Genomic DNA, 23,726 nt, shown 5'->3' with positions numbered 1-23,726 from the left:
TATCCTCTTAATTCAATACGAACTAAGAGTAACCCTTCTTACTTTTGCTTAAATAGAAAAAATAAAGAGATGATCAAAGCGCTATGATCATCTCTTTATTCTCTAGTTTTAAAATTAATTGTATCATTTTCATTTCCATCACTTCACTCAAAATAATATGTCTAATAATTTCGATTACATATTCACTTTTCCCTTCTAAAACAACACCCTCCTCCATACATTTATGGTAAAATATAGTTAACGTCATATTATATTGTGGAGGTGTAAATGTTCTATGTATATATTCATCGGCTTATCCCTCTTACTCATACTACTCATTTTTTTATTCGCAAAAAAGTTCGCTCCAAACTCATTTATGATGACTAGTTTTAAAGGCAATAGCTTTAAAACTTTTTCAATCGGCATTTTAATCGCAGCCACTCTTTCTCTTTCATATGGAATCTATCACGCAGCAACATATCAACCTAAACATTTAGATATCACACTACAAAATCAAAACTTTACTGTTTTCGGTAATGTTGGAGAGGTTGGATATTTCTCAGAAGAATTACTAAAAAAAGATACAGAAGTTGAACTATATTTCGCCTCTTGGAAACCAATGCAATTAAATAACCCAGAAATAATAGTAAATTATCCTTCCGGTAAACAGGAAACATGGAAACCGAACATAACATTTATTCCGGCCAATAAATTAAAAGAACAACATAATATAAAAGAACTCTATCAACTCTCATCATATTCATTTAAAGAATCCGGGAACATAACCTTAACAATTACTGAGAATAATACAACAAATAAAAAGGTCCCAATTCAAGTAAAATAAATAAAATGCCCCTCCAACATAACGGAGGGACATTTTATTTATTTATTTATTTATTTATTTATGTATTATTAATTTGACGGTTCATGCAATGTTGCCATTATTTCATTTGCAGTTTTCTTTCCATTTCCAATACACGCACCAATTCCGACACCGTAATATGAAGCACCAGCTAAGTATACATTAGGATAAAGATCCGTCTTTTTTTCTTGTAATGTTTCAACCGCTTGATTATGTTCTAAATGATATTTCGGCATTAAATCTTTCCAATTTGTAACTTCAACTACTTCTGGTTCACCTTTAATTCCGAGACTCTTTTCAATATCATATAAAGCGACTCTTACTAATTCTTCTTCACTATAGTTTTGAATCGTTTCATATACTGGATTGGTACTCTTATAAAACATTCTTACTAATAGCTTTTGTTTTCCAGATGTATGTTTCCACTTCCGGCTTGTCCATGTACAAGCATCACAATGTAAATCACTATTTTCCGTTACGATAAATCCTGTGCCGTCCGCCGGTAATTGTTCATCTAGTATGTCAAACCCTAAGTAAATACTTATAAGAGATGAGTTTTTAAATGTATGAAACTGCTCGTTTAACTCATTAGACTGTAATAAAGTTTCTGCAATATTATGCGGAGCTGCTACAACAACATAATCAGCTTGGATGGATTCGTGATTCGCAAAGGCGATTTCATAGCAATCACCTTGTTTCCTTACAGCTGTCGTTACAGCACCTTTCTTAACAACAGTCTCAGTCAGCACTTCTTCTAAACGATCAATAATCGTAGATAGTCCACCTTTAAATGATACGAACTTTTTGTTTCCGGCTGATTGAAACTGTTTTTTATTCTCTTCAAAACCTTTAATAATACTTCCATATTTATTTTTATAATCCAGTAAATACGGTAATGTCGATGCCATAGTAAGTTCATTCAATTTACCGGAATATACACCTGAAAGCACTGGGGCAATTTGTCTTTCCACTAATTCTTTCCCTAAAAAGCTTTCTAAAAATACAGCAAGTGAAGTATCTTTTGTAAACTCTTTATTTTTTGTTATGAAATCTTTTAAAGCAACAATTTTCCCTTTCGTTGATACTAGCGTACTGCTGAACAATGACTCGACACTCATCGGTATCCCAAATATAGTGTCAGAAGGAATTGGATGTAAAGTATTATCAGAATATATGTAAGAAATACCAGTTTCGTTATATACCATTTGTTCTTCTAAATTTAAATCTTTTACAAGTGGCATAACATGTTCATTACGAGCAACGATAGAATCTGCTCCTGATTCCATAATAAAATCTTTTTCTTCTACACTATGGATTTTACCGCCCAAATACTTTTCTTTTTCTACAAGGATTAAATTTAAATCAACATTATAATCCTTTTTTAATTTTTCTAAATAAAACATAGTAGAAAGTCCCGTTATACCTCCACCGATAACAACAACTGTTTTCATATGTGCTGCGCTCCTAACCGATACAATTAATAATTCCTTTATTATTATACCCAAAAGTCCTTATATTCGACTAGCAGCTTGTGCATTCTGTAAGAAATTAGACAATATATTTGAATAGATTTCCGGTTGATCATTATGCACTAAATGACCAGCAAACGGAATTACAGCAATATGTATATTGTGGTTTAATTGTTTGAACGTTGTAGCAGCTGCAACTTCATCTTCTGAATCTCCCCCAGCTATACACAGTGTAGGTACTTGAAGATTAGCTACTTCACCAGTTTCATCAAATGGATACCAATCTTTAACTTGCCACGACTCCAGCAATGCTTTCCAATCACTTTTTTCATGAATTTGATTCATATAATTTACAACTTCTTCATTTTCCATCAATTGCTGATGACACTTCGCTTCATACTCCTGAGACTCCTCCCATTTTTCTCTCTTAGCCGGAAAGATACCTGAAAAACTTAATGTCCTTACTCTATCTGGATAGTTTTTTGCAAATAATAAAGCGACTAATCCTCCTAAGGAAACACCAGCTATATGACATCTATCAATTTGTAAATGCACCAACGTATCATGTACATCCTTTACAGAACGTAAGAAATAATTCTCCAATGTCCCCCCTGACTTTCCATGCCCTCTTAAATCAGGACGAATGACTTGATAATTTTTTTCTTGAAAAAATGCTACCTGCTCTTCGAATTCTACTAAACCTGTCATACCTCCAGAATGTAAAAGCACAATTGGTTCTCCTTCACCTGAAATGTTCGTATGTAATATCATTCATGTCTCCCCCTTTCAAATTGAATATTCTATTAATTAACAGTATATAGAATTTATATCTGAATTTCCAAATAAAAAAGAACTAAAACATTTTCAAATCATGTCATAGTTCTTTTTATTTTAAAAACATAAAGTAATTAATTAATTTGTCTATTTCTTGACTTAATGCCAATACTTTTTCATGTTGAATACCGTAATCCGATACTAAATATAAAAGCTCTTCTTTCTTTATTTCAATGACTTTTTCCAATTTCACTAATTCCATGTCGTTTTACTTCTCTCTCCAATACTAAAATGTATGTATTTTAGTATAGCCTATTTACATAATTAGTAAAAGTAAAATACGCATGTAAAATCTTACAAATTCCAAAATAATATATTTTCAACAAAGAAATTTTAAATTTAGCCCTTTATACAGATTATTAGATTCCATTATGTATTAATAATAAATCGGAATTTCTCTAATGTTATATCTTTATATTTTGGAGCTCTCTTAATATGATCAAAATAACTATATGAGAATTTAAAGATATGCCCGAAATCCCAATCAAATGCACCATAGTCTTTTAGCCAAAATTGATTTTCTGTTGGTAATATATGAGCACGTTTAGATTCGACTAAAGGTAAACAATCTATTGGTGAGTGTAAAGTTATTTCACTATTTGACGTTAAGTTTTGACTAGCACGTAACACATATACTAGTTTTAACAGCGGACGTACCCCTCGTTGGAACATATCTCTATGACCTAAGTCGTACATAATATTAATTGCATGAGAAAAAGTAAGTAAATGACCTATTAAATCATGGTGTGCTTCCGCTCTATAAATAATATTAAATTGCGAAAGCTCTTTTAAAATAAACGTAGATAATTGCTCCGGATTTCTTAATTCACTTTCTATCTCTTCTTTTATACTTAATTGTTTTACTTCCTTTGTTGTAAATCCAATCCACGATCTACCAGGAATTGTTTTTCGAAACGAAAATATAAGGTTAGTAATCCCTTCAATCTCTTGATTATCGCCCCATTTTTGTAACTCTTTTATAGCTAATAGACTTAATGCAGCATAAATGACATTATGCCCCACCCAATGAAGTTCATCTATTGTTTGTTCCAATGATTTTATAATCATTCTTTCAGCACTTTGAAAATCAATTTCTTCTTTACTATCAATAATTTCACATATATTATGCTTGTTCAGCATCCTCTTTGTTTGGGAATACATATTACGAGTTATTTCTTTTTCCATATTATTATCTTTTATGAAAAAATAACTAGCAATTGCAGCTGCTCCAAAATGCGCATGCCAAATATCATTTGTTTGTCTTTTACATTGAGCAATAATTGAAAGGCCACCTTTTAAAACAGTTTTATTTTCCATCTTTTTATCCCCCGTAATAAAAATCACTTTATAATCATCCTAAAGATGGCGTCAATACAAATAAAATATGATTGGATTCATCACTTTTATTCAAAAAACGATGTTTCACATTTGGCGGAATACGTACAACATCGCCTTCTTCTAAAAAATATTCTTTTCCTTCTAACTCCACATACACTTCTCCTTTCATGACAACAGCAATCTCTTCCTTATCTTCATGTGAATAATGACTTTCCGTTGTTTTTGCTTGTTTATTTAAATCCATCATTAACATTTCAATACGAGCTTTCATAAAATCCGGTGTTAATACATCATATACAATGTGATCATTGTTTTCCCGATATACTTTTTTCCGATCTTTTTTCTTAGAAATAAGTGAATCTGTATCGATTTCATTAATAAAAAGTGTAAATAATGGTACATTTAATGCTTTCGCAATTAATTCCAATACACTTAAAGAAGGATTCGCATGTCCTCTTTCAATTTGACTAATTAGTGACGTACTAATCCCTGCATAATCAGCAAATTCACGAATTGTCATATTATTTTTCTTACGATAACTTAATACAGTTTGTCCGAGTCTATCATGGATCATAGTAAAAACTTCCTTTCGTCCATCATATTGCATCTTTCGCTGTCTTTGTGCTGACATAGTAAACAAAAGCAAATAATCCTTTCCTATCGTCTTAGGGACTTATATACTTACTTTTGTACATTATATCGTATTAAGTTTATTATAATAAACATTGTATCGGAGGAACAAACTTTGAAATCACCTATTCTTTCATATTGCATCTTATTTTTCGGCGTATTCGCCCTATCAACTTCAGCAATTTTTGTAAAATTAGCAGACGCTCCTGCGGCTATCGTTGCTTTTTATCGATTATTCTTTGCTGCACTGATTCTATTACCGTTATTACTATTTAATAAAAATAATCGAAACGAGCTAAAAACAGTAACAAAAAGACAATGGGGATTCGGATTCATATCCGGGCTATTTTTAGCTGCACATTATGTACTATGGTTTGAATCATTACAATATACTTCTGTAGCAAGTTCTACAGTTATCGTAACGTTACAACCTTTATTTTCAATGGTTGGTGGTTACTTTCTATTTAAAGAGAGATTTACGAAAGGAGCGGTTACTGGTTGCCTCATCGCTATTTCAGGAAGTATCGTCATCGGATGGCAAGACTTCCAAATTAGCGGAGAAGCATTATACGGAGATATTTTAGCATTTATTGCGGCCGGAATTATTACCGCTTATTTTTTCATTAGCCAACATGTTCGTAAAGATTTATCACTTATACCGTATTCAGTAATTAGTTATGGAAGTAGCGCCTGTTTTCTTGGTATATTTGCTTACATGCAGCAAAAATCTTTCATCCATTACTCTACGCAAACTTGGGTATGCTTTATTGGCTTAGCTTTCATTGCTACAATTTTAGGTCAAACAATATTTAATTGGTTATTAAAATGGATGAGCGCTACTGTAATCTCTATGAGTATTTTAGGAGAAACAATTGGAACTTGTATACTAGCGTACTTTATATTAAATGAGACTATTTCTTTACAACAAGGACTAGGCATTGCAATTATTTTTATTGGTTTAGCATTATTTTTAATGCACCCAAAACTGCCGAATCGCAACTAACAAAAAAGCATGACAGTATAATGTCATGCTTTTCACTATTCGTTATGTACGATTAAACCATCAGGTCTAAAACGACTCATCATTATTTCATTAATAAATTTTCCGTGAGCCTTCAAATTCCCTATCTTTACTCCCTCTTCTACAAATCCGAATTTTTCATATAGTGACTTCGCTTTAAGATTCGTTTCTAAAACACCAAGCTCTACTCGCTCTAGCATTAACCAATTATCAGCTAAATCAAGCATTTTTGTAAGAAGTGCTTTTCCAATACCCTTATTATGATATTCACTATCTACCCCTATAAATAAATCACCCGAATGAGATCTACGTCCCGGACTTTGGGTTAACCCAACAAATCCAACAACTTCCCCATCATACTCTGCAACAAATTCAAATTGATTTGGCGCTAAATTACGAATTCTATTTTCCATCGCATCTACACGCATACTAGGTAAGAAAACCATATAAGGTAAAACATCATTTTGTATGCATATACGATGAATTGCTCTAGCATCTTGTATTTCTATCGCTCTTACTTTGATCTCCATATTTTCTCCCCTCCATATTCATAACAATACATCTTCATTCTAGTTCCTCGCATGAAACCCCTTCTCTTCTTTATTTCTTTATGTTATTTTTACACAACTATTTCAGCATAATATTCAATTTACGAACAGCTTATCTATATTTTATACAGGTTAACTTTTTACTTTATTATATAACTCAAGTAGATTTTCAATTGGAATACCATTTATTTTCATACCAGTTATATCACAATTTTCTATTTCAATATTTTTCAGATTACTATTACTTATCGTACTACCTTCTAAATCACATCTATTAAATAAAATAGGATTTTTATCTTCTCCAAGACTTGTATCTGTAAATTGAACTCCACCTAATGTCACCAAATTAAATTTACCACCAGAAAGATTTAAATCTGCAAATAAAGAGCTTTTAAAATTTATATTTCTAAACTTAGATTGACTTACATTACAATTACTCATATTCATATACATTATATTACTCCCAACAAATGAACTGTTTTTTGCATTCACTTGATAATACTCTGTATTTGCTAGATTACAGTTTTCGTATTGGCTATTTTTCATATCTTTATTCTTCATTAGGTTCCCTTCAACCGACTCTACAGTTATTCTTTTTACATAACAATACTCATCTTCAGATTTAAAAATTATTTCATAGCCCATTTTTTTATAAAAATGATGATTATTACGTTGTCTACTAGATGTTTCGAGATCCCAAATCCTTATACTTGGATATTCCTCTTCTATTAATTTAATAACTTTTGATCCAATTCCTTTCCCTTGATAAACAGGCTCTACAAAAATACGATCAATTCGGCCATATGACTTACCTGAGATCGTAACTATAATTCCCCCGATTATTTGTCCACCCATTATCACTTTGTAACAATCCAATTCTTCAATCGAATATTTCATCATTTCAACTGAAGAATAACCTGGTGGTTGGATGTTATAGTCAATTACATCACATTGACCGCATAGCCATCGTTTTGCTTCTTCATCAAATGTTCTTACCATTATTTCTGTTAACTTTACAGTATCTAAAATTGTCGCTTTTTCTATACAAATTATCGCCATTTTATTTTCCCCTTCATTACTAAAAACCAATAACTTTTGTGAACGAAATAGTTATCCATTTACTTTTATTTTTAAATTTTTGCCCATTATTACATATGGAACATCATTTTTACTTGGATGAAATGGCTCTAATACATCCACCCAACCTAATCTTTCATATAACGAACGTGCCTTTTGATTGTTTATTTGTGTTGTTAAAATGCCCATTCTATTTGAAATCCCTTCTAATAATTCATTATGTAATCTTGTTCCAAGTCCTTCATTTCGATATTTCGGGTCCACTGCTAACTCTACAAATTCAAAACAGTCTTGCAGCCAATGATTTACTTGCTCCAGATGTAACGCTTCTCTCATTAATTGATTATAGTACTGTCCTTCTAGTGAGCGATAACCATAAGTAAAACCAACGACTTCTTTTTCCTCATTAATTGCTACTATACCTTTAAAATTTGGATATTCTATATGTCTTTTAATTCGCTCAATCATTTCATTGAAATTAGTTTTCTCAAATGCTTTACAATATAACTGTCCCATATTATTGATTAAAACTTCATCCTTTTCAATAAGTAAAAATTTCATTCTACTTCCCCCTTCTATTAAAACCGATAAATTATGCAACATATATAGTTATTTAAAAATAGAGAAATTTTAAAATAATAATCTCTTTTCTATTAAACCACTAATATACCTATATTTTCTACCTGAAAATAGTATAAATGTAAAAAAGAAGAGCACCTGTAAATATACAGATGCTCTTCTTTTTTATTTTCTACTTTATCTATTAAATAACAAAACCTATTCTCATTAAAGAATAAAAATTACTTAAGCCACTCGTTACAACTATTACTTAACTTCTGTAAATCCTCTATAAATCGACTCGCATGATATCCATCACAAACCGAATGATGAACTTGCAATGAAACTGGTAGCATAACCTTATTCTCTTCATTAAAATATTTCCCACAAGTTATAATCGGTAATAGAAAATCACCATCATTATTAATATTTAGATTAAATCCAGTAAAACTAGCCCAAGGTATGCTAGAAATCGGAAAAACATTTGGCGGCATATTCTCTTTCGTGAAGAGACCATGCAAATTAGTATAGCATCTCATATCTTCTTCGTAATTTTTATAGAAAATATGGAAATCACTAGAATAATCCGTCCATATACTTGAAAAAGACTTATCATCTTTATGGAAGATTGTATAACTTGGTATCATTTCCTCCCAATAGCCTAAAACTCCTTCATCGTTCAAACATGTTCGAAATTCTTTATGATTATTTATTACTCTAGAAATTAAATAAATAAAAACGGGATAAAATTTTATTCCCTTTTGATGTAATTCCTTTAATAACCTCGTAATATCAACATTCACAGTCACACTAAACGTACATTTCAACTTTAAATAATGTTCAAAATACTGCTCTCTATTCCAATTTTCTCTGTCAATTATATGAAACCTCATTTTAATAGCCTCCTAAAATTTCATTTTATTTTAGAAGGCTAACTTTCTTGTTCTCACCACAATTTTTCACTCCTTTCAATTTAAATTTATCCCCAAGTTTTTATTTAATTATATAACATCTGCAAAAATCCGTTCACATATTTCTAGAAATACATCCACATACTATAAATAAATCAAATGAAATTCGGAGGATGCCTACATGAATAACAAAAATGTAAATAAAAAAGAAACTGTTACCGAAAACGCTACACCTATTCAAAATGATAATACTGCAAATCTTAATATCGAAGAACAAGCAATGAACGGCTTATATGGAATGCCAGAAACTACTATTGAAGATGCTGATCACACTGAAACTGAAGATTTAAATTCAAAAAATTAATGGACTACATAGAAGAAAGCCAAGGAACATATCCTTGGCTTTCTTAACTATGCATCCACCTTTTGTACTTCTTCACTCTTTCTTGAAAGCTTTCCTGGCCAAAAAGCAAAGCGTCCTAGAACAACTGTAATTGCTGGTACAAGTAACGGTCTTACGATAAACGTATCTAGTAATACTCCAATTGCAGTTACAATACCAAATTGAACTAGAACTTGAATTGGCAGTGTACCTAATACTGCAAAAGTTCCTGCTAAAATTAAACCTGCGGATGTAATGACACTACCTGTTTGTATAACGCCATTTTTTACTGCATCCAGGTGATTTTGTGTCTTTCTGTTTTTCCATATTTCTGAAACCATAAAAATATTATAATCTTCACCTAAAGCAACTAAAAATACGAATGCATACAACGGTATCGCACCTTGAATAGCCGGCGCTCCCATACCGAAGTGAAGTAATATCCATCCTGCGCCTAATGCTGAGAAGAACGATAAAACAACAGTTACAATTAAATAAATCATCGCGACAATTGATCGTAAGTAAACAAGTAATAATAAAGCTATAATACTAATCATTACTGGAATGATAACTGCTTCATCACGTTCTGTAATTTGCTTTGTATCGTATAATGACGCCGTTTCTCCGCCAATCCACAATTGATCTTCAGCATTACTAATCTCTGCATTTTTTAATACTTTTTCTACACTGTTTTTCAATTTAGGGATTTGATCTAACGCTTCAATTGAGTATGGATTTTCAGCTAAAGAAACCTCATACATTTGTATTTGCTTATTTTCTTTACCCTCTTTTGGGTCTTTCACAGTTTTTACGAAAGAAAATTTCTCTAGTTCTTCTTTAATAGGAAGCTCTTTTCCCTTCGAATCAACAACAACTTTTACTGGCGCTAGTTCACCCGCTGAGAAATGATCACTAATTAACGTAAATCCTTCGCGGGAAGGCATATCTTTAGGAAACGATTCTAGTAAGTCATATGTGTATTGAATACGTGGTACAAATGAAGCCAATCCACCTAATACAAATACAGTGAGCATAATTATTGTCCACGGTCTTCGTACTACAACATCTCCAAGTTTTTTACTAAAGGCACCTTTTGATTTTTTAACTTTTACTACTTTCTTTTTCTTTCTTGCCAATTCCTCATTCATCGAAGTTGTTCTCGGTATAAATGGGAAGAATGCAGCTCTACCGAAAATTAATAATAACGCTGGTAAAATTGTTAAAGCAGCAATTCCCATTATGAATACAGCAACACTAAATGGTACTGCAAATCGATGAAAGGCACCATAATGAGCAAGTAATAATGTTCCTAATCCAAGTACAACAGTTAACGCACTCATTATAATTGCTCCGCCAGAAGCTTTCATTGCGAGTTGCAGCGCCTTATATTTATTTTCTTCTTCTAACAAATACTCTCGATATCTCGAAATTAAAAATAGACAATAATCCGTTCCAGCACCAAACAATAATACTGTCATAATTGATATCGCTTGGGCATCTACTTTAATCCATCCGTGATCAGCTAAAAAACCAAGTGTAGGACTAATAATACCGTATGCAAAGCCAACAACAAGTAAAGGTAAAATTGCTAAAATTGGTGAACGGTACAGTAAAATTAATAGGACTAATACGAGTAATACAGTAGCAATTAATAATTTCACATCTGCTTGACTAAATAAACTAACTGCATCCGTTTGAATACCTACAGGTCCAGATAGTCTAACATGTAAACCAGAGTCACTTATTTTTCGTTTAAATGGATCTTCATCGACCTTACTATTCACTATGTTTCTTAAATCATCAAGATTTCCTTTTAATGTATCTGTTCCAGCCGACTTATTAAAGAATACTGGTGTAACAAATGATGTACCATCTTTTGATGCACTTTTTGATAATACTTGTTCCGGAATTGTATCAAATGGCGGTAATGTTGATTGTTCTTTTAAAGGACTAGCTTTTAACTCTTTATAAACATCTTGTATGAGTTTATAATCCTGTGACTGTAATCCACCATCTCTATACCATACTACTAACAAAGGGTTTCCTGCATTATTCGGGAACTCTTTTTTCATAAGTGCTTCCGCTTGCTGCGACATAGCTGTTTCAGGTAAATTTTTCGGATTCGGTTCTTTCGTACTGTTTACTTGTGGTAACGTAAATGAAAGTACTAACGTAATAAGAATCCATACCGATAAAGTTATCCATTGTGTATTCTTCCCTGCTACAAGCCTCCCTAACATATGTAACGGGTGCTTTTTCATAAAAACCCACCTTCCTTTTTTCCTCCAATATTAATTATATATACTGGTCGGTTAATTAATCAAGAATGATTAAAAATTATGTTATAATTATTTCAACAATACATGTCAGGAGCGAATGGATTTGGAACAAAAACAACGTCCTCTCGGAAGGCCTCGTCAAAATAAAAATACAAAATCTAAAAAAGAAATGATTTTAGAAGTTGCAACTCGGTTATTTCTTACTCAAAATTATCAAGTTGTTTCTATGGATGAAGTTGCAAAAGTTTGTGGTGTGACGAAAGCAACCGTCTACTACTACTATTCAACAAAAGCTGATTTATTTACCGCTACTATGCTTCAAATGATGATACGTATACGAGAGAATATGCACCAAATACTCTCTACAAATAAAAACTTGGAAGACAGATTATTGGACTTCGCTAAAGTCTACTTACACGCAACGATGGATATTGATATGAAGAATTTTATGAAAGATGCAAAACTATCATTATCTGAAGAGCAATTGAAAGAATTAAAAGACGCTGAAGATAGCATGTATGAAGTATTGGAAAAAGCACTCGTTAATGCAATGCAGATTGGAGAAATACCGAAAGGAAACGCTACATTTGCTGCTCATGCTTTCGTATCTTTATTATCAATTGGGGATTTTAAAGATGAAAATCACAATCCTATTCTTGCAAATATAGATGAATTAGCACAAGAAATTGTTTCTTTTTATCGAAACGGATTAGGTCATTAATATTAAACTAATTTACTTTAATAAAAGAGCATGTTTGAATTTTTTCAAACATGCTCTTTTATTAAAAAATATATAAATAAACCAAAAAGAAGAAGCCACACTATCTTATTATATGTTTTGTCATTCCAACAGAAAATGCGTCAAATCCTATAGATTCATAATAAGATTGCAATTTTTCCACACACATAAGTTGGGGAATAACCTTGTTTTGTTCACAGTGCCGGACTAATCGCTGTACTATTTCTTTTCCGATACCTATGGACTGATACTCTGGCAATACACAAACACCACAAATAACACCCGTAATTACACCATCTGATATAATACGCCCCATCCCTACTAATTTCTTATCATCAAAAGCATACATTGCATACCAACTTTGTTTACACATTTGTTCTAACTCGTTAACCGTTAATTGAAGCGAATTCCATCCTAAAGATTCATATAACGCTAATAATCCATTGAAATCTGTCGGGTGTTTCATTGTGTAATTTATACTATTATTCATGTGAATACTCCTTATTTTCTCGTTTGTACTGCATAAAATTAGCCTTAATATGAAATTAACTTAAACAAACTTCCATAAGAACAATATAATTCCTTCTTATCATAAAATAAAAAGAAGTTAACTTCACCTCAGTTAACTTCTTTTATATAAATCTATCATTATATTATTAACCAAAAATCATACAACTACAAACGATCAGGACAAACAAAACTAATAAACTGTTTGAGAAATAACCCATAGAATACTACCCCTTTATTTCATTATGTAAAAGATTTTAACATAAAATTATTTACAACATAATAACTGAAAAAGACATTGCATGCATTACTTATTTGTATTTAGTAATATTTCCTTTCCGGTCATACTCTCCTCTCCTAAAAGCATCGCTTCTGCTCTTCTATTTCAATTCGTATAGTTGAAAAACAAACTTTTAGTAAACTTTAATTTACTAAAAATAATTAAATCATTTGATTTATCATTAAAATAGTAATAAAATAATTACTAAATGCATAAAGGAAGCGAAAATGATGACCCAAAACGAATTATTAAACGAATACATGAATTTGTTATTAAATATGTCAGGTACTTTCAAATTATTATCGGAAAAATCATCTGAATTTACACATATAGAGCAACACGTAGTGGAATATATCGCACAACAAAAGGTGCATGTAAATTTAAAAATGATTGCTAGTTATTTAAACATCCCTAAACAACAATTAAGCGTAACAGTTCGTAATTTAGAACTAAACGGATATATTATAAAAAAACAAGATACGGTAGACAAAAGAGCTGTACTCATTTCTCTGACAGAAAAAGCTGAAAAGGTACATTATGAGAGATGGAAACAAATATATAATAATTTCACTCATAATCTTGAGAAACTAAGCGAAGAAGAGCAACGTGATTTAACTTACGGATTGTATAAAACAAATAAAATGCTCTCAAAAATGCTAAATAACGATTAAAAATACAAATAATTTTTCATTACACGGAGGATGTTTCATGGTTAAAGAAATAGATATACATTCAGTACAAGGTACGATGCTTATTCCTCTTTGGGGACGGGCGTATGGCAGTGAGAGCAATAAAGATATTTTAGATGATCCAGAGGCTATTCGTATTATTAAAGAATGTGATTTTGACTTCTCAACAATAGCAAATACATTTGGTGAATACGGATGTATCACATACATTACTCGCGCACGAAAAATTGATGATACGATAAAAAAATTCATTATAAAACATCCAAATGCTACTATTGTAAATATCGGTTCTGGACTAGACACTACTTTTTCTAGAATTGATAATGGTACGATACATTGGTATAATCTTGATTTGCCCGATGCTATTTCATTTCGAAAAACATTAATTGAAGATACACCAAGAAACATGAGCGTCGCTAAATCATTTTTTGATACTTCTTGGTTTGACGATATAAAATATAATCCAAACGACGGTATTCTTTTTATATCAGCTGGTGTGTTTTATTACTTTAAAGAAGAGGATTTGAAGAAAATCATAGTCGCTATGTCAAAACGTTTCCCTGGAGGCGAATTATACTTTGACGCTGAATCAAAATTCGCACTGAATCTTTCAAATGCTACAGTCAAAAAATCAGGTAATAATGGCGCCCTAATGTATTTTTATATAAATAATCCAAAGACACTAGAAAAATGGTCTTCAAACATAAAAGTATTAAGCTGCTCTCCTTTCTTTAAAAATATACCTACAAATAAAGATTGGGATGGTAGTACACGCATTATGATGCGAATTGTAAACTTAATAAAGATGTTGAAGTTTGTTCATGTGCGGTTCAATAGAAAATAAGTAAAGAAGACCTTAAGTTTTCAAGGTCTTCTTCACTTATTTTTCAACCACTTTAGTTACTGACTTATAATTGTATTGTATAGATGTAAACTCTTCACAAAAATATATTCACTACTTCTTACCCTCCTTTATAAGAATAGCTTTTTTACTCGAAAATAGATTTTTAAAAATCCCTATCCCCATAATTAATAGACCTATCCCAACTAATTTATTAATTTGTAATGGAATGCTCTCTATTCCAAATAATCCGAATGTATCAATACATAATGCAACAACTAATTGAGTAATAAGACTAATGAGCACCGTATACGCTGGACCTAAACTCTTTATTGCACCCATTATACAAATAATTAACCCAATGCCAAACAATCCACTTACATAAAACAAATAATTTGTAGTATACACTTTAATGCTAATACTGTTTTCTGTAATGATATAAAATAGAATAGAACTTATGAGACCTATTCCAAGAACACATGAAGTTGTTAACCACTGTCCTACACTTTCATTTACCTTTGCATTAAAAACAGATTGCAAGCTAATGAATACACCTGCTACTATAGCTAAACTAAATCCAATCATACTCCCTCTCCCCTTTTCATTGCTCATATATATTATTTTTAGCAATTTCCTTCATTCTCAAAAAATCTTTAATTACAATAACTCCATTGTTCTTTTCAATTAATTTTTCTTTATAAAATTTTTGTAACACTCGAATTACGTGCCGATAACTTACTCCTATAAAATCCGCAATACTTGATACAGAAGTCGCATCCAAATCTTCTTTATACATATTTCCGTTACTATCAGTGGAAATAGAAAGTAAATAACTAGCTACACGTACTTCTACTGGATAAAGTAAATTAAGAGCTGTAAAACGAGTCGATATTTTTAACGTGTTCGCAATGTTATCTAGCAAGAACTTCATTAATTTAGGATTTTGTAAAAACTTGTTTTTAATAACCGTATGAGAAATGGAGATCGCTACAACTTCTGAACAAGCTTCAACCGCATTATACGCTTTGCTATTTTGTATGAATTCAATATCACCAACAACCGCCAATGGATTGATAAAACGAAGAATCAGTTTCTTTCCCTCTGGTGTAATCGTATAAACCTTTACTTTACCTTTAACAACAAAATATAAACGATCCATTTTGTCATCTATATTGCAAAGAAGCTCGCCTTTTTCAAAATAATTCACTTGAAAATAAGCTGTATCTATTTCTGAAAAAATTTCAAGCATTTTATTAATTTCTAAATAATGTGTAATTAAATCTGATTTATTCTCCACTTTCATTTCCTCCTTTCATTTACATATTAAATACAACGATACCTATAATCATTACTATTGTTCCCACAATATGATATCTCTCCATCTGTATCTTTTTCATTTGAAATAATCCTTTCATCTCAATAAAAGTTGCTGTTAACAATTGAGCAACCATAAGTGTCCCAGCTGTTAATGTAACTCCCATTGAATGTATCGCTATTGTTTCTGCACAAATAATTAACCCGCCAAGTGCACCAGCTACTAAATATATTTTTTTCACATCCTTTAATTCCGCTATTTTCTCTTCTTTCTTTAACAAAAATATTGTTGTTGCAATAAGGAATCCAATAAAATGCGTAATAATACTCGTCGACCATATACCAATATGTGAACTAAGTTTCGCATTAAATGTGCCTTGAAGTGTAATAAATACGCCAGCTAAAACAGCAAATACAATACCTTTCAAAAAATCATCTCCTAACCTTCTATTTCTGACTTAATTAAACGCTATAATCCTATAAAGGCAAAAGGACAAATGTCACATCCATATGAAAATAATTGCGGATGAACATAAAAAAACACACCTCAAAATATTTGATGTGTGTTTTTTATTAATATATATAATTTAAATAATTTTAACTACGCTACATTAACAGGTTTATTCTTCATAACAAACTTTCCAAATAAGAAACGCACAAGCGGCCCCATAATTATTAATTGTAATGGATACGCCATAATGAAATTTTTAATAAAAATTGAAAAATACATTGAAATAAACGAGTCTCCTTGTAGACCACCATGTAAATACATCATAGCCATTCCGTAAAAAGACATAAAGAAAACCATTCCAATTACCATAGCTGTCGCCATCGCAATAATAATATTTACTTTATTCGATTTATCAAACGGTAACGCAAATACAAGTTTTTTCGCACAAGGCCCAACGATACATATTTCAATTAATAGTGCAATAATGAATCCGATTAGTAGTTCTAATGCGATCTCCTTAATATGAATTGGTCCTCCTATTCCGTTCAGTATTAAATTATAAAACGTCATTACAATAACCATCCCAAGGCACATCATCATACCAAACTGGAGGTTTTCCTTTCTTGTAGTTGGCAATTTCTATCATCCTTTCTGTTTAAGTCTTTGTCATTATATCGATTGTGGAAACCTCTTCGTAAGTGAACATTTTGTGAACAAATTTAAAGCGTTATCATATTTTCTTTACTTACTGCTCAAATTCTTACTTTTATTTATGAAGGTTTTATATATCTCAATGTTGAATTATTAAATTTAACTTTGTAATACCTGATAGTTACTACTAGGAGGATAACCATGAATAAACAAGAGTTTTACGCATATCACATCGTAACAAGGAAAAAAATGAAGATGGGACAAATCATTCATTTCGAAAAAAATCAAACGAATACCCTCTTTCATTTCTTTTTTGAAAGAGAACATTTGAATTCTAACGGTTAAGATTCTATACAAATTTTAAAAGAACATTATACAAATAAAGAACTACACATAAAGAATGAAAACGCTAAAGTAGTTATGAATTATATGGATCAAACAATTAGAGCGGTTAGAGAAACGATTGTAGAAATGGTAAGGCTACAAGAATTCCCTGAATACCCTTCAAGATTATCTTGTTTATATGCTGCAAAGAGCTATGGAGATACTTTAAAATGGAAAGCATTATTTGATTCTTACAATCGAGAAGTTTTACAGATTGTTAAACTACGAGTAATTGGACATTGTTTTGAAGGTGACGGAAATCTTTTACCGAAAGAAGAGGGTATTCCTTTTTCTCAAAAAATTGAACAAGCTAGAGAGTATTGGAGAGGAAACGTTAGTAATGAACTTCCTGAGTTACTAATCAATGGAAAAATTGAAGTGGTGGAAATTATTGATGATTTTTCTGCAATTCATATTTAATTCCAAACTAAATCGTATAGGATGGAGATTATAATGGGGAAAAAAGTGTACTTCAATCATGATGGTGGTGTAGATGATTTAATTTCACTATTTTTATTACTCCAGATGGATAATGTCAAACTTACAGGTGTTTCAGTTATCCCTGCAGATTGCTATTTAGAACCAGCATTGTCTGCAAGTCGCAAAATTATTGATCGCTTCGGCAAAGGAAATATTGAAGTAGCTGCATCAAATTCCCGTGCGAAAAATCCATTTCCAAAAGACTGGCGGATGCATGCATTTTATGTAGATGCTTTACCAATTTTAAATGAGTCTGGAAAAGTTGTAACACCTATAGCGGCAAAACCTGCACATCACCACTTAATTGAAACCCTACTACAAACTGAAGAGAAAACAACTTTATTATTTACAGGTCCGCTTACCGATTTAGCGCGTGCACTATATGAAGCACCTATAATCGAAGAAAAAATTGAGCGCCTTGTTTGGATGGGAGGAACATTTCGTACTGCCGGCAATGTACATGAACCAGAACATGATGGAACAGCTGAATGGAATTCGTTTTGGGACCCTGAAGCAGTAGCTCGTGTTTGGGGATCAAAAATTAAAATTAACTTAGTGACACTAGAAAGTACAAACCAAGTTCCGTTAACTATAGACATACGTGAACGTTGGGCAAAAGAGAGAAAATATATTGGTATTGATTTCCTTGGTCAATGCTATGCAATGGTCCCTCCTCTCGTTCATTTCTCAACGAACTCTACTTACTATTTGTGGGATGTATTAACTGCTGCGTTTGTCGGAAACACTAACCTTGCCAAATTACAAACAATTAATAGTATTGTTCATACATATGGACCTAGCCAGGGGCGTACAGTAGAATATGATGGTGGGCGACCTGTAAATGTAGTATATGATGTAAATCACAACGGATTTTTCAACTATATAACTGAATTAGCGAAGAAAGCTTCTACTTGAACCACTATCTATACGAAAAATAAATAGAATGGCATCACTTCAAACGATGTAACCCCTTAATTAGCATTTAGTTGAAACTACATATTTAACTATTGAAAAGAGTATTGAATTAAATTTCAATACTCTTTTTGTACCGTACAATTATATTTGATTAATATAGTGTCTTACAGATTATTCATTTCAAAACCATTTACAAAAAACGTTATTGTTTCTAATTCATCTTCATTTAATTCTCTATTTACGTCTCGTTTATACGCTGCCTTTATGTTTTCTTCATCGCCTTTATGAGTTTCAGTATAAGTTCCTACTGTTTTTAACAAATGCATTTCTTGTAAAAACTCATCCCGACTTATAGCTGTCCCATGAGAAAGAATATAAGTTTCAGCATCAAATAGCTCCAACTCTTCTATTAATTTAAACGTTCGTTTCGTCGTATAGTTCCTCTTTGAAGAAAAGATATCTGCATATATAGAGTCTCCTAAAAATAATATCTTTTCTTCTTTCACGTAAATAACAACTGAATCATGTGCATGATCTCCGCCGACATGTTTTAACACGCATGTCACTTCACCAAGGTCTAATTCAATTTGATCGTGGAATGTTAAGGCCGGAGGAATAATTTTAATATTTCTCGCTTTTTCTTCAAACTCTTTTTTGATACAATCTGCACAAAATGCAATTTCAGTACCCTCTTTTACTCGTGCATCTAACGCTTCATCTGTCCATTCATAAGATACTAGTGATTGCATTTCTTTTTTCGTTTCAGTATGCGAAATAGACAATGCATCTTGTAGTACAGGCAATCCAAAAATATGATCCCAGTGCCAATGCGTTAATGCTACGAAGTCAGGTCTTGATACATTCTGTTCTTTTAACATTTCTAAAAATAATTGTGCATGTTCTTCTGAATTCCCTGCATCAATCATTAAAGTTTTTTCTTGGCCAACGACCATTCCTAATATAGGTCTATCTGTTTCAGAAACAGGTGTCATATACCAAAATGAGTTTCCTATTTTTTTAATTTGCTGCATAATTAGTTCCTCCATTTACTACTATTCTCTTCTATTATTATCTGTAAAACCTTCATCCAGCACATAGTATGAAATAACACTATTTTTTCTTCCGGCAAACTACTACCATAGAATAGCAGTCTTCTCCTAACTCATTCCCTTCCCAATCATTATATATATGTAATAATTCAAAACCATTCACTACTAATAATCTTTCTAACTCCTGCGGATATGTATAGCGAAGATCAATCGTCGTTTTCAGTTCTTCTACTTTCACATCCCCCTCATAAAACCTTCTTGTTGTTATGTAGTGCTGTATTTGCTGAATTGAATCGTATGTCATTTCAGTATATAGATTACATTCCCTTCCCTTTTCATCACTAATAGTTGTCCAATATTCTTCTGTAGATGGTTGTATTAATTCTTCTTTTGAAGGAAAACGTGTATCGAATATAAATATACCATTATCAGCTAACACATGACCAATAGATGTTAATAACTTATTTTGATCTGTATTCGTAAGAAAGTGTTGAAATCCATGCCCAACCATAAAAGCTAACGGAATCGTTTCTTCAACCTTCAATTGTAAGCAGTCTTGTTGTAGCCATTTTACTTTTTTACAATCCGCAGATTTTCTCTTCGCTTCAGCAAGCATACCTTCATGTATATCTACACCAATCATTTTATATCCGTTTTCTATAAATGGAATTGTAACTCTTCCTGTTCCACAAGCAATATCTAGAATCCATTCATTTTGTATACTTAGTTTTTGTGCCCATGATAGTAAGAATGGAAAATCTGACAAACTTTTATTTTCCACATCATATCGTTTTGGGTTTTCGTATTCGGATAGACTCCATTTGGTTTGCAATTGTATTCCCCATTTCATTTTCCACTTAAGTTTAATATATAAATTATAACGAATTATTAGTTTTTTCTCTATAATCAAACACAATTACTTGGACTAATCTAACTTTCCTTTTCGTAAGCTAAAAATAAGTGGAAGAATCGGAGTGTGATACGATGGAACGATTATGGATTCCTATGATAGTTACATTTTTTTCATTCGGCGGATTACTATTAGGCGGTGCTGTCGGCATTGCTACGCGCCAGCTAATTGAAGAAAAAATGCATCGTTTATATGCATTATGTGGCGGAATTTTGCTTGGTCTTTTATCCCTTGAAATTATTCCTGAAACATTTGCAAGCTATGAAATAATTGGCCCTATACTCGGTATAGCTATCGGTATTTTAGTTATGAGCTTATTAGATAACTATTGTCATCATCCAATGATACATAAAAAAGATCAACAAGCATGGCAAACTTTTCTTTTTCTTTCTTTTGCTATATTTATTCATAATTTGCCGAGTGGCTTTGCATTAGGTACAGCATTTATAAATCATAATGACTCTGCCATTCCTTTCTTACTTGCGATTGTAATTCACCATATTCCTGAAGGCTTAGCATTAATCATCCCCTTCCTCTTTACAAAGCATAAATATATTTCATTTTTATTAACGACTTTATTACTTTCACTTATTCTCGGCACCGGTACTGTTTTTGGCATTTTAATGGAAGGAAAAGCCCTACATCTACAAGGGCTCATTATGGGAAGTGCTATCGGTTCCCTTGGCTATGTTACAATTCATGAAATGCTTTGGAAGGCAAAAAAACAACTCTCTTTCCTTACATTTTTAATGTGGGCAGCTAGTGGTTTTTTACTAATAACAGTATTTACACTATTTACTGGTCATCATTAAAGATAATAATATTATCATTTGTATATTTTTCCTTTTTCTCCAAACCATAATAGTATCTACCTAATTATAAGGAGGAAACATTATGTTTGGGAAAACAGCCGGTGAAGCACTAGTTGACCTATTAATTGACTGGGGAGTAGAACACATTTACGGAATGCCTGGAGATTCTATCAATTCTATAATTGAAGCTTTAAGAAAAAAACAAGATAAAATCAAATTCATTCAAGTTCGCCATGAAGAAGCTGGCGCACTTGCAGCTGCTGCCTATGCTAAGTTAACAGGCAAACTCGGCGTTTGTATGGCAATCGCAGGACCGGGTGCTATTCATTTATTAAATGGTTTATATGATGCCAAACTCGATAAAGCACCTGTTTTAGCAATTTCTGGTCAAGTAGAAACCGATTTACTTGGAACGGATTTTTTCCAAGAAGTAAACTTAGAAAGATTGTTCGATGATGTCGCGGTTTATAACCAGCGCATTATGTCAGCAGAACAGCTACCAGCTGTCGTAAATCAAGCGATTCGAATGGCTTATACGAAAAAAGGTGTATCTGTTCTTACAATTCCAGATGATGTTCCGAAATTCGAAGTAAAAAGTAGTGCTCGTGTTACAAATACTTCTTTTACATTACCTGAGTTATTTCCGCAAGAAGAAGATTTACACGCTGCAAAACTCGCAATAAATGAAGCGAAAAAGCCAGTTATTTTAGCTGGAAAAGGTGCAAAACATGCGAGAGAATCTTTACTTACTTTCGCAGAACACATTGGTGCTCCAATTGTACTTACATTACCAGCTAAAGGAATTATCCCTGACGAACATCCACTTTGTATCGGTGGATTAGGATTAATTGGAACGAAACCTTCTTATGATGCAATGAAACATGCAGATACTTTAATTATGGTTGGTACTTCTTATCCGTTCACCGGTTTCTTACCCGAAAAAGCAAAAACAATCCATATCGATACAGATCCTGCCCAAATCGGAAAACGTTACGTAACAGATATCGGCTTAGCTGGTGATGCTGATAAAACATTAAAATGGTTAATTGAAAATGTAGAAAAACACGAGGACCATTCTTTCTTAGAGCATCATCAAGAAATGATGAAAAAGTGGGAGGAAAAATTACACGATCAAGAAGACGATACTTCTACTCCAATTAAGCCACAACGTGTTATGCATGCACTGCAACAAGTAGCTCATGATGATGCAATATTATCAGTCGATGTCGGAAATGTAACCGTTTGGACAGCAAGGCACTTCCGTATGACAAATCAGCAATTTATTATTTCTAGCTGGCTCGCAACACTTGGCTGCGGTTTACCTGGTGCCCTTGCTGGAAAAATTGCTTTCCCGGATAAACAAGTATTTGCTGTTTGTGGTGATGGTGGTTTCGGAATGACAATGAACGATTTCGTAACAGCTGTTAAATATAAACTGCCCATCGTTGTCGTCGTTTTAAATAATAATAAAATCGCCATGATTAAATTCGAACAAGAAGTTATGGGGAATATCGAATTTGGTACAGACTTAACAAACCCTGATTTTGCAAAATACGCAGAGGCGTGCGGGGGTATTGGATACCGTGTTGAGAATGTCGATGAACTACTTCCTGCTTTCGAAAGTGCGGTAAAGCAAAATAGACCGTGTATTATTGATGTTGTTGTTGATGTAAATGAAGCACCAATGCCAGCAAAAATCACCTTTGGTCAGGCCGCTGGTTATACGAAGCATATGATAAAAGAATTATTTGAAGAAGGTAAGATTGATTTACCACCACTATAAACAAAAAAAGATAGCTGAAAACGATTTGTCTTC

27 protein-coding genes and 1 pseudogene are annotated in these 23,726 nt (G+C 32.2%); 10 read left to right on the top strand and 18 right to left on the bottom strand.

Annotation, left to right across the window (positions count from 1 at the left end; translation table 11 throughout):
* Nucleotides 1–73: 73 nt before the first annotated feature.
* Entirely contained in the window at nt 74–217 is a 144-nt protein-coding gene (locus BAQ44_RS30915) for a hypothetical protein (RefSeq protein WP_161491766.1), read from the bottom strand.
* Between the two features lie 57 nt (nt 218–274).
* On the opposite strand from BAQ44_RS30915, the gene BAQ44_RS23845 reads away from it, so the two are divergent.
* The gene (locus BAQ44_RS23845; protein ID WP_063261081.1) at nt 275–823 is read left to right on the top strand and encodes a hypothetical protein; all 549 of its coding nucleotides are present in this window, start codon (nt 275–277) and stop codon (nt 821–823) included.
* Nucleotides 824–891: 68 nt separating this feature from the next.
* Here BAQ44_RS23845 and BAQ44_RS23840 read toward each other — a convergent pair whose 3' ends face one another.
* The 5 genes from BAQ44_RS23840 to BAQ44_RS23820 form a co-directional block, all read right to left on the bottom strand.
* Nucleotides 892–2,292 carry a protoporphyrinogen oxidase gene (locus BAQ44_RS23840; protein ID WP_071724219.1) on the bottom strand — a complete coding sequence of 467 codons (1,401 nt, stop codon included), beginning with the start codon at nt 2,290–2,292 and terminating at the stop codon, nt 892–894.
* Nucleotides 2,293–2,352: 60 nt separating this feature from the next.
* Nucleotides 2,353–3,081 carry an alpha/beta fold hydrolase gene (locus BAQ44_RS23835; protein WP_063261083.1) on the bottom strand — a complete coding sequence of 243 codons (729 nt, stop codon included), beginning with the start codon at nt 3,079–3,081 and terminating at the stop codon, nt 2,353–2,355.
* Nucleotides 3,082–3,196: 115 nt separating this feature from the next.
* The gene (locus BAQ44_RS23830; protein WP_000424361.1) at nt 3,197–3,346 is read right to left on the bottom strand and encodes an aspartyl-phosphate phosphatase Spo0E family protein; all 150 of its coding nucleotides are present in this window, start codon (nt 3,344–3,346) and stop codon (nt 3,197–3,199) included.
* Between the two features lie 167 nt (nt 3,347–3,513).
* Nucleotides 3,514–4,461, bottom strand: coding sequence for a hypothetical protein (locus tag BAQ44_RS23825; RefSeq protein ID WP_063261084.1), 948 nt, complete (start codon nt 4,459–4,461; stop codon nt 3,514–3,516).
* Between the two features lie 34 nt (nt 4,462–4,495).
* Entirely contained in the window at nt 4,496–5,056 is a 561-nt protein-coding gene (locus BAQ44_RS23820; protein ID WP_063261085.1) for a helix-turn-helix domain-containing protein, read from the bottom strand.
* A gap of 171 nt (nt 5,057–5,227) precedes the next feature.
* Between BAQ44_RS23820 and BAQ44_RS23815 the strand changes: the two genes are divergently transcribed.
* The gene (locus tag BAQ44_RS23815; RefSeq protein ID WP_071724217.1) at nt 5,228–6,115 is read left to right on the top strand and encodes a DMT family transporter; all 888 of its coding nucleotides are present in this window, start codon (nt 5,228–5,230) and stop codon (nt 6,113–6,115) included.
* Between the two features lie 35 nt (nt 6,116–6,150).
* Here the strand turns inward: BAQ44_RS23815 and BAQ44_RS23810 are convergent, their stop codons facing one another.
* The 4 genes from BAQ44_RS23810 to catA all read right to left on the bottom strand — a co-directional run bounded on the left by BAQ44_RS23810 (nt 6,151) and on the right by catA (nt 9,209).
* A complete protein-coding gene (locus BAQ44_RS23810) occupies nt 6,151–6,663 on the bottom strand; it encodes a GNAT family N-acetyltransferase (protein WP_071724213.1) in 513 nt (170 codons plus the stop codon).
* Between the two features lie 150 nt (nt 6,664–6,813).
* The gene (locus tag BAQ44_RS23805) at nt 6,814–7,740 is read right to left on the bottom strand and encodes a GNAT family N-acetyltransferase (protein ID WP_071724212.1); all 927 of its coding nucleotides are present in this window, start codon (nt 7,738–7,740) and stop codon (nt 6,814–6,816) included.
* A gap of 51 nt (nt 7,741–7,791) precedes the next feature.
* The gene (locus BAQ44_RS23800; RefSeq protein ID WP_071724208.1) at nt 7,792–8,319 is read right to left on the bottom strand and encodes a GNAT family N-acetyltransferase; all 528 of its coding nucleotides are present in this window, start codon (nt 8,317–8,319) and stop codon (nt 7,792–7,794) included.
* A gap of 239 nt (nt 8,320–8,558) precedes the next feature.
* Nucleotides 8,559–9,209 (bottom strand): type A chloramphenicol O-acetyltransferase, encoded by a 651-nt coding sequence (catA, locus tag BAQ44_RS23795; RefSeq protein WP_063261090.1) that lies wholly within the window; start codon nt 9,207–9,209, stop codon nt 8,559–8,561.
* Nucleotides 9,210–9,408: 199 nt separating this feature from the next.
* On the opposite strand from catA, the gene BAQ44_RS23790 reads away from it, so the two are divergent.
* Nucleotides 9,409–9,591, top strand: a complete 183-nt coding sequence (locus tag BAQ44_RS23790) for a DUF4021 domain-containing protein (protein WP_063261091.1) — start codon at nt 9,409–9,411, stop codon at nt 9,589–9,591.
* 47 nt (nt 9,592–9,638) lie between these two features.
* On the opposite strand, the gene BAQ44_RS23785 is transcribed toward BAQ44_RS23790, so the two are convergent.
* Nucleotides 9,639–11,870: an MMPL family transporter gene (locus tag BAQ44_RS23785; protein WP_071724207.1), complete on the bottom strand. Its 2,232-nt coding sequence runs from the start codon at nt 11,868–11,870 to the stop codon at nt 9,639–9,641.
* A gap of 121 nt (nt 11,871–11,991) precedes the next feature.
* Between BAQ44_RS23785 and BAQ44_RS23780 the strand changes: the two genes are divergently transcribed.
* Entirely contained in the window at nt 11,992–12,609 is a 618-nt protein-coding gene (locus tag BAQ44_RS23780; RefSeq protein WP_071724205.1) for a TetR/AcrR family transcriptional regulator, read from the top strand.
* Nucleotides 12,610–12,709: 100 nt separating this feature from the next.
* On the opposite strand, the gene BAQ44_RS23775 is transcribed toward BAQ44_RS23780, so the two are convergent.
* A complete protein-coding gene (locus tag BAQ44_RS23775; protein WP_071724203.1) occupies nt 12,710–13,117 on the bottom strand; it encodes a GNAT family N-acetyltransferase in 408 nt (135 codons plus the stop codon).
* A 527-nt stretch (nt 13,118–13,644) separates the two neighbouring features.
* On the opposite strand from BAQ44_RS23775, the gene BAQ44_RS23770 reads away from it, so the two are divergent.
* Together BAQ44_RS23770 and BAQ44_RS23765 are read left to right on the top strand one after the other, a co-directional pair.
* Nucleotides 13,645–14,085, top strand: a complete 441-nt coding sequence (locus tag BAQ44_RS23770) for a MarR family winged helix-turn-helix transcriptional regulator (protein ID WP_071724200.1) — start codon at nt 13,645–13,647, stop codon at nt 14,083–14,085.
* A 37-nt stretch (nt 14,086–14,122) separates the two neighbouring features.
* Nucleotides 14,123–14,947 (top strand): class I SAM-dependent methyltransferase, encoded by an 825-nt coding sequence (locus tag BAQ44_RS23765; RefSeq protein WP_063261096.1) that lies wholly within the window; start codon nt 14,123–14,125, stop codon nt 14,945–14,947.
* Nucleotides 14,948–15,058: 111 nt separating this feature from the next.
* On the opposite strand, the gene BAQ44_RS23760 is transcribed toward BAQ44_RS23765, so the two are convergent.
* The 4 genes from BAQ44_RS23760 to BAQ44_RS23745 all read right to left on the bottom strand — a co-directional run bounded on the left by BAQ44_RS23760 (nt 15,059) and on the right by BAQ44_RS23745 (nt 17,345).
* Nucleotides 15,059–15,529 (bottom strand): DMT family transporter, encoded by a 471-nt coding sequence (locus tag BAQ44_RS23760; protein ID WP_061679072.1) that lies wholly within the window; start codon nt 15,527–15,529, stop codon nt 15,059–15,061.
* 16 nt (nt 15,530–15,545) lie between these two features.
* On the bottom strand, nt 15,546–16,241 hold the full coding sequence (locus BAQ44_RS23755) for a Crp/Fnr family transcriptional regulator (protein ID WP_071724198.1): 696 nt from the start codon (nt 16,239–16,241) through the stop codon (nt 15,546–15,548).
* Nucleotides 16,242–16,260: 19 nt separating this feature from the next.
* A complete protein-coding gene (locus BAQ44_RS23750) occupies nt 16,261–16,686 on the bottom strand; it encodes a DMT family transporter (protein WP_063261099.1) in 426 nt (141 codons plus the stop codon).
* A gap of 173 nt (nt 16,687–16,859) precedes the next feature.
* Nucleotides 16,860–17,345: a DUF2798 domain-containing protein gene (locus BAQ44_RS23745; RefSeq protein WP_061679075.1), complete on the bottom strand. Its 486-nt coding sequence runs from the start codon at nt 17,343–17,345 to the stop codon at nt 16,860–16,862.
* Nucleotides 17,346–17,561: 216 nt separating this feature from the next.
* On the opposite strand from BAQ44_RS23745, the pseudogene BAQ44_RS23740 reads away from it, so the two are divergent.
* Together BAQ44_RS23740 and BAQ44_RS23735 are read left to right on the top strand one after the other, a co-directional pair.
* Nucleotides 17,562–18,164: pseudogene (locus BAQ44_RS23740) on the top strand (DUF2441 domain-containing protein).
* A gap of 33 nt (nt 18,165–18,197) precedes the next feature.
* Nucleotides 18,198–19,139 (top strand): nucleoside hydrolase, encoded by a 942-nt coding sequence (locus BAQ44_RS23735; protein ID WP_071724195.1) that lies wholly within the window; start codon nt 18,198–18,200, stop codon nt 19,137–19,139.
* A gap of 164 nt (nt 19,140–19,303) precedes the next feature.
* Here the strand turns inward: BAQ44_RS23735 and BAQ44_RS23730 are convergent, their stop codons facing one another.
* Together BAQ44_RS23730 and BAQ44_RS23725 are read right to left on the bottom strand one after the other, a co-directional pair.
* Entirely contained in the window at nt 19,304–20,170 is an 867-nt protein-coding gene (locus BAQ44_RS23730) for an MBL fold metallo-hydrolase (protein ID WP_071724193.1), read from the bottom strand.
* A 79-nt stretch (nt 20,171–20,249) separates the two neighbouring features.
* Entirely contained in the window at nt 20,250–21,038 is a 789-nt protein-coding gene (locus BAQ44_RS23725; RefSeq protein ID WP_071724191.1) for a class I SAM-dependent methyltransferase, read from the bottom strand.
* A gap of 134 nt (nt 21,039–21,172) precedes the next feature.
* Between BAQ44_RS23725 and BAQ44_RS23720 the strand changes: the two genes are divergently transcribed.
* The gene (locus BAQ44_RS23720) at nt 21,173–21,910 is read left to right on the top strand and encodes a ZIP family metal transporter (protein WP_071724189.1); all 738 of its coding nucleotides are present in this window, start codon (nt 21,173–21,175) and stop codon (nt 21,908–21,910) included.
* A gap of 82 nt (nt 21,911–21,992) precedes the next feature.
* Complete coding sequence (locus BAQ44_RS23715) at nt 21,993–23,693, top strand: pyruvate oxidase (protein WP_071724187.1); 1,701 nt, start codon at nt 21,993–21,995, stop codon at nt 23,691–23,693.
* The last annotated feature ends 33 nt before the right edge of the window (nt 23,694–23,726 follow it).

Origin of the sequence: Bacillus mobilis (assembly GCF_001884045.1) — a bacterium.
GTDB lineage: Bacteria > Bacillota > Bacilli > Bacillales > Bacillaceae_G > Bacillus_A > Bacillus_A mobilis.
The sequence above is the reverse complement of the archived record's forward strand: the minus strand, read 5'-3'. Positions and strand labels throughout refer to the sequence as shown.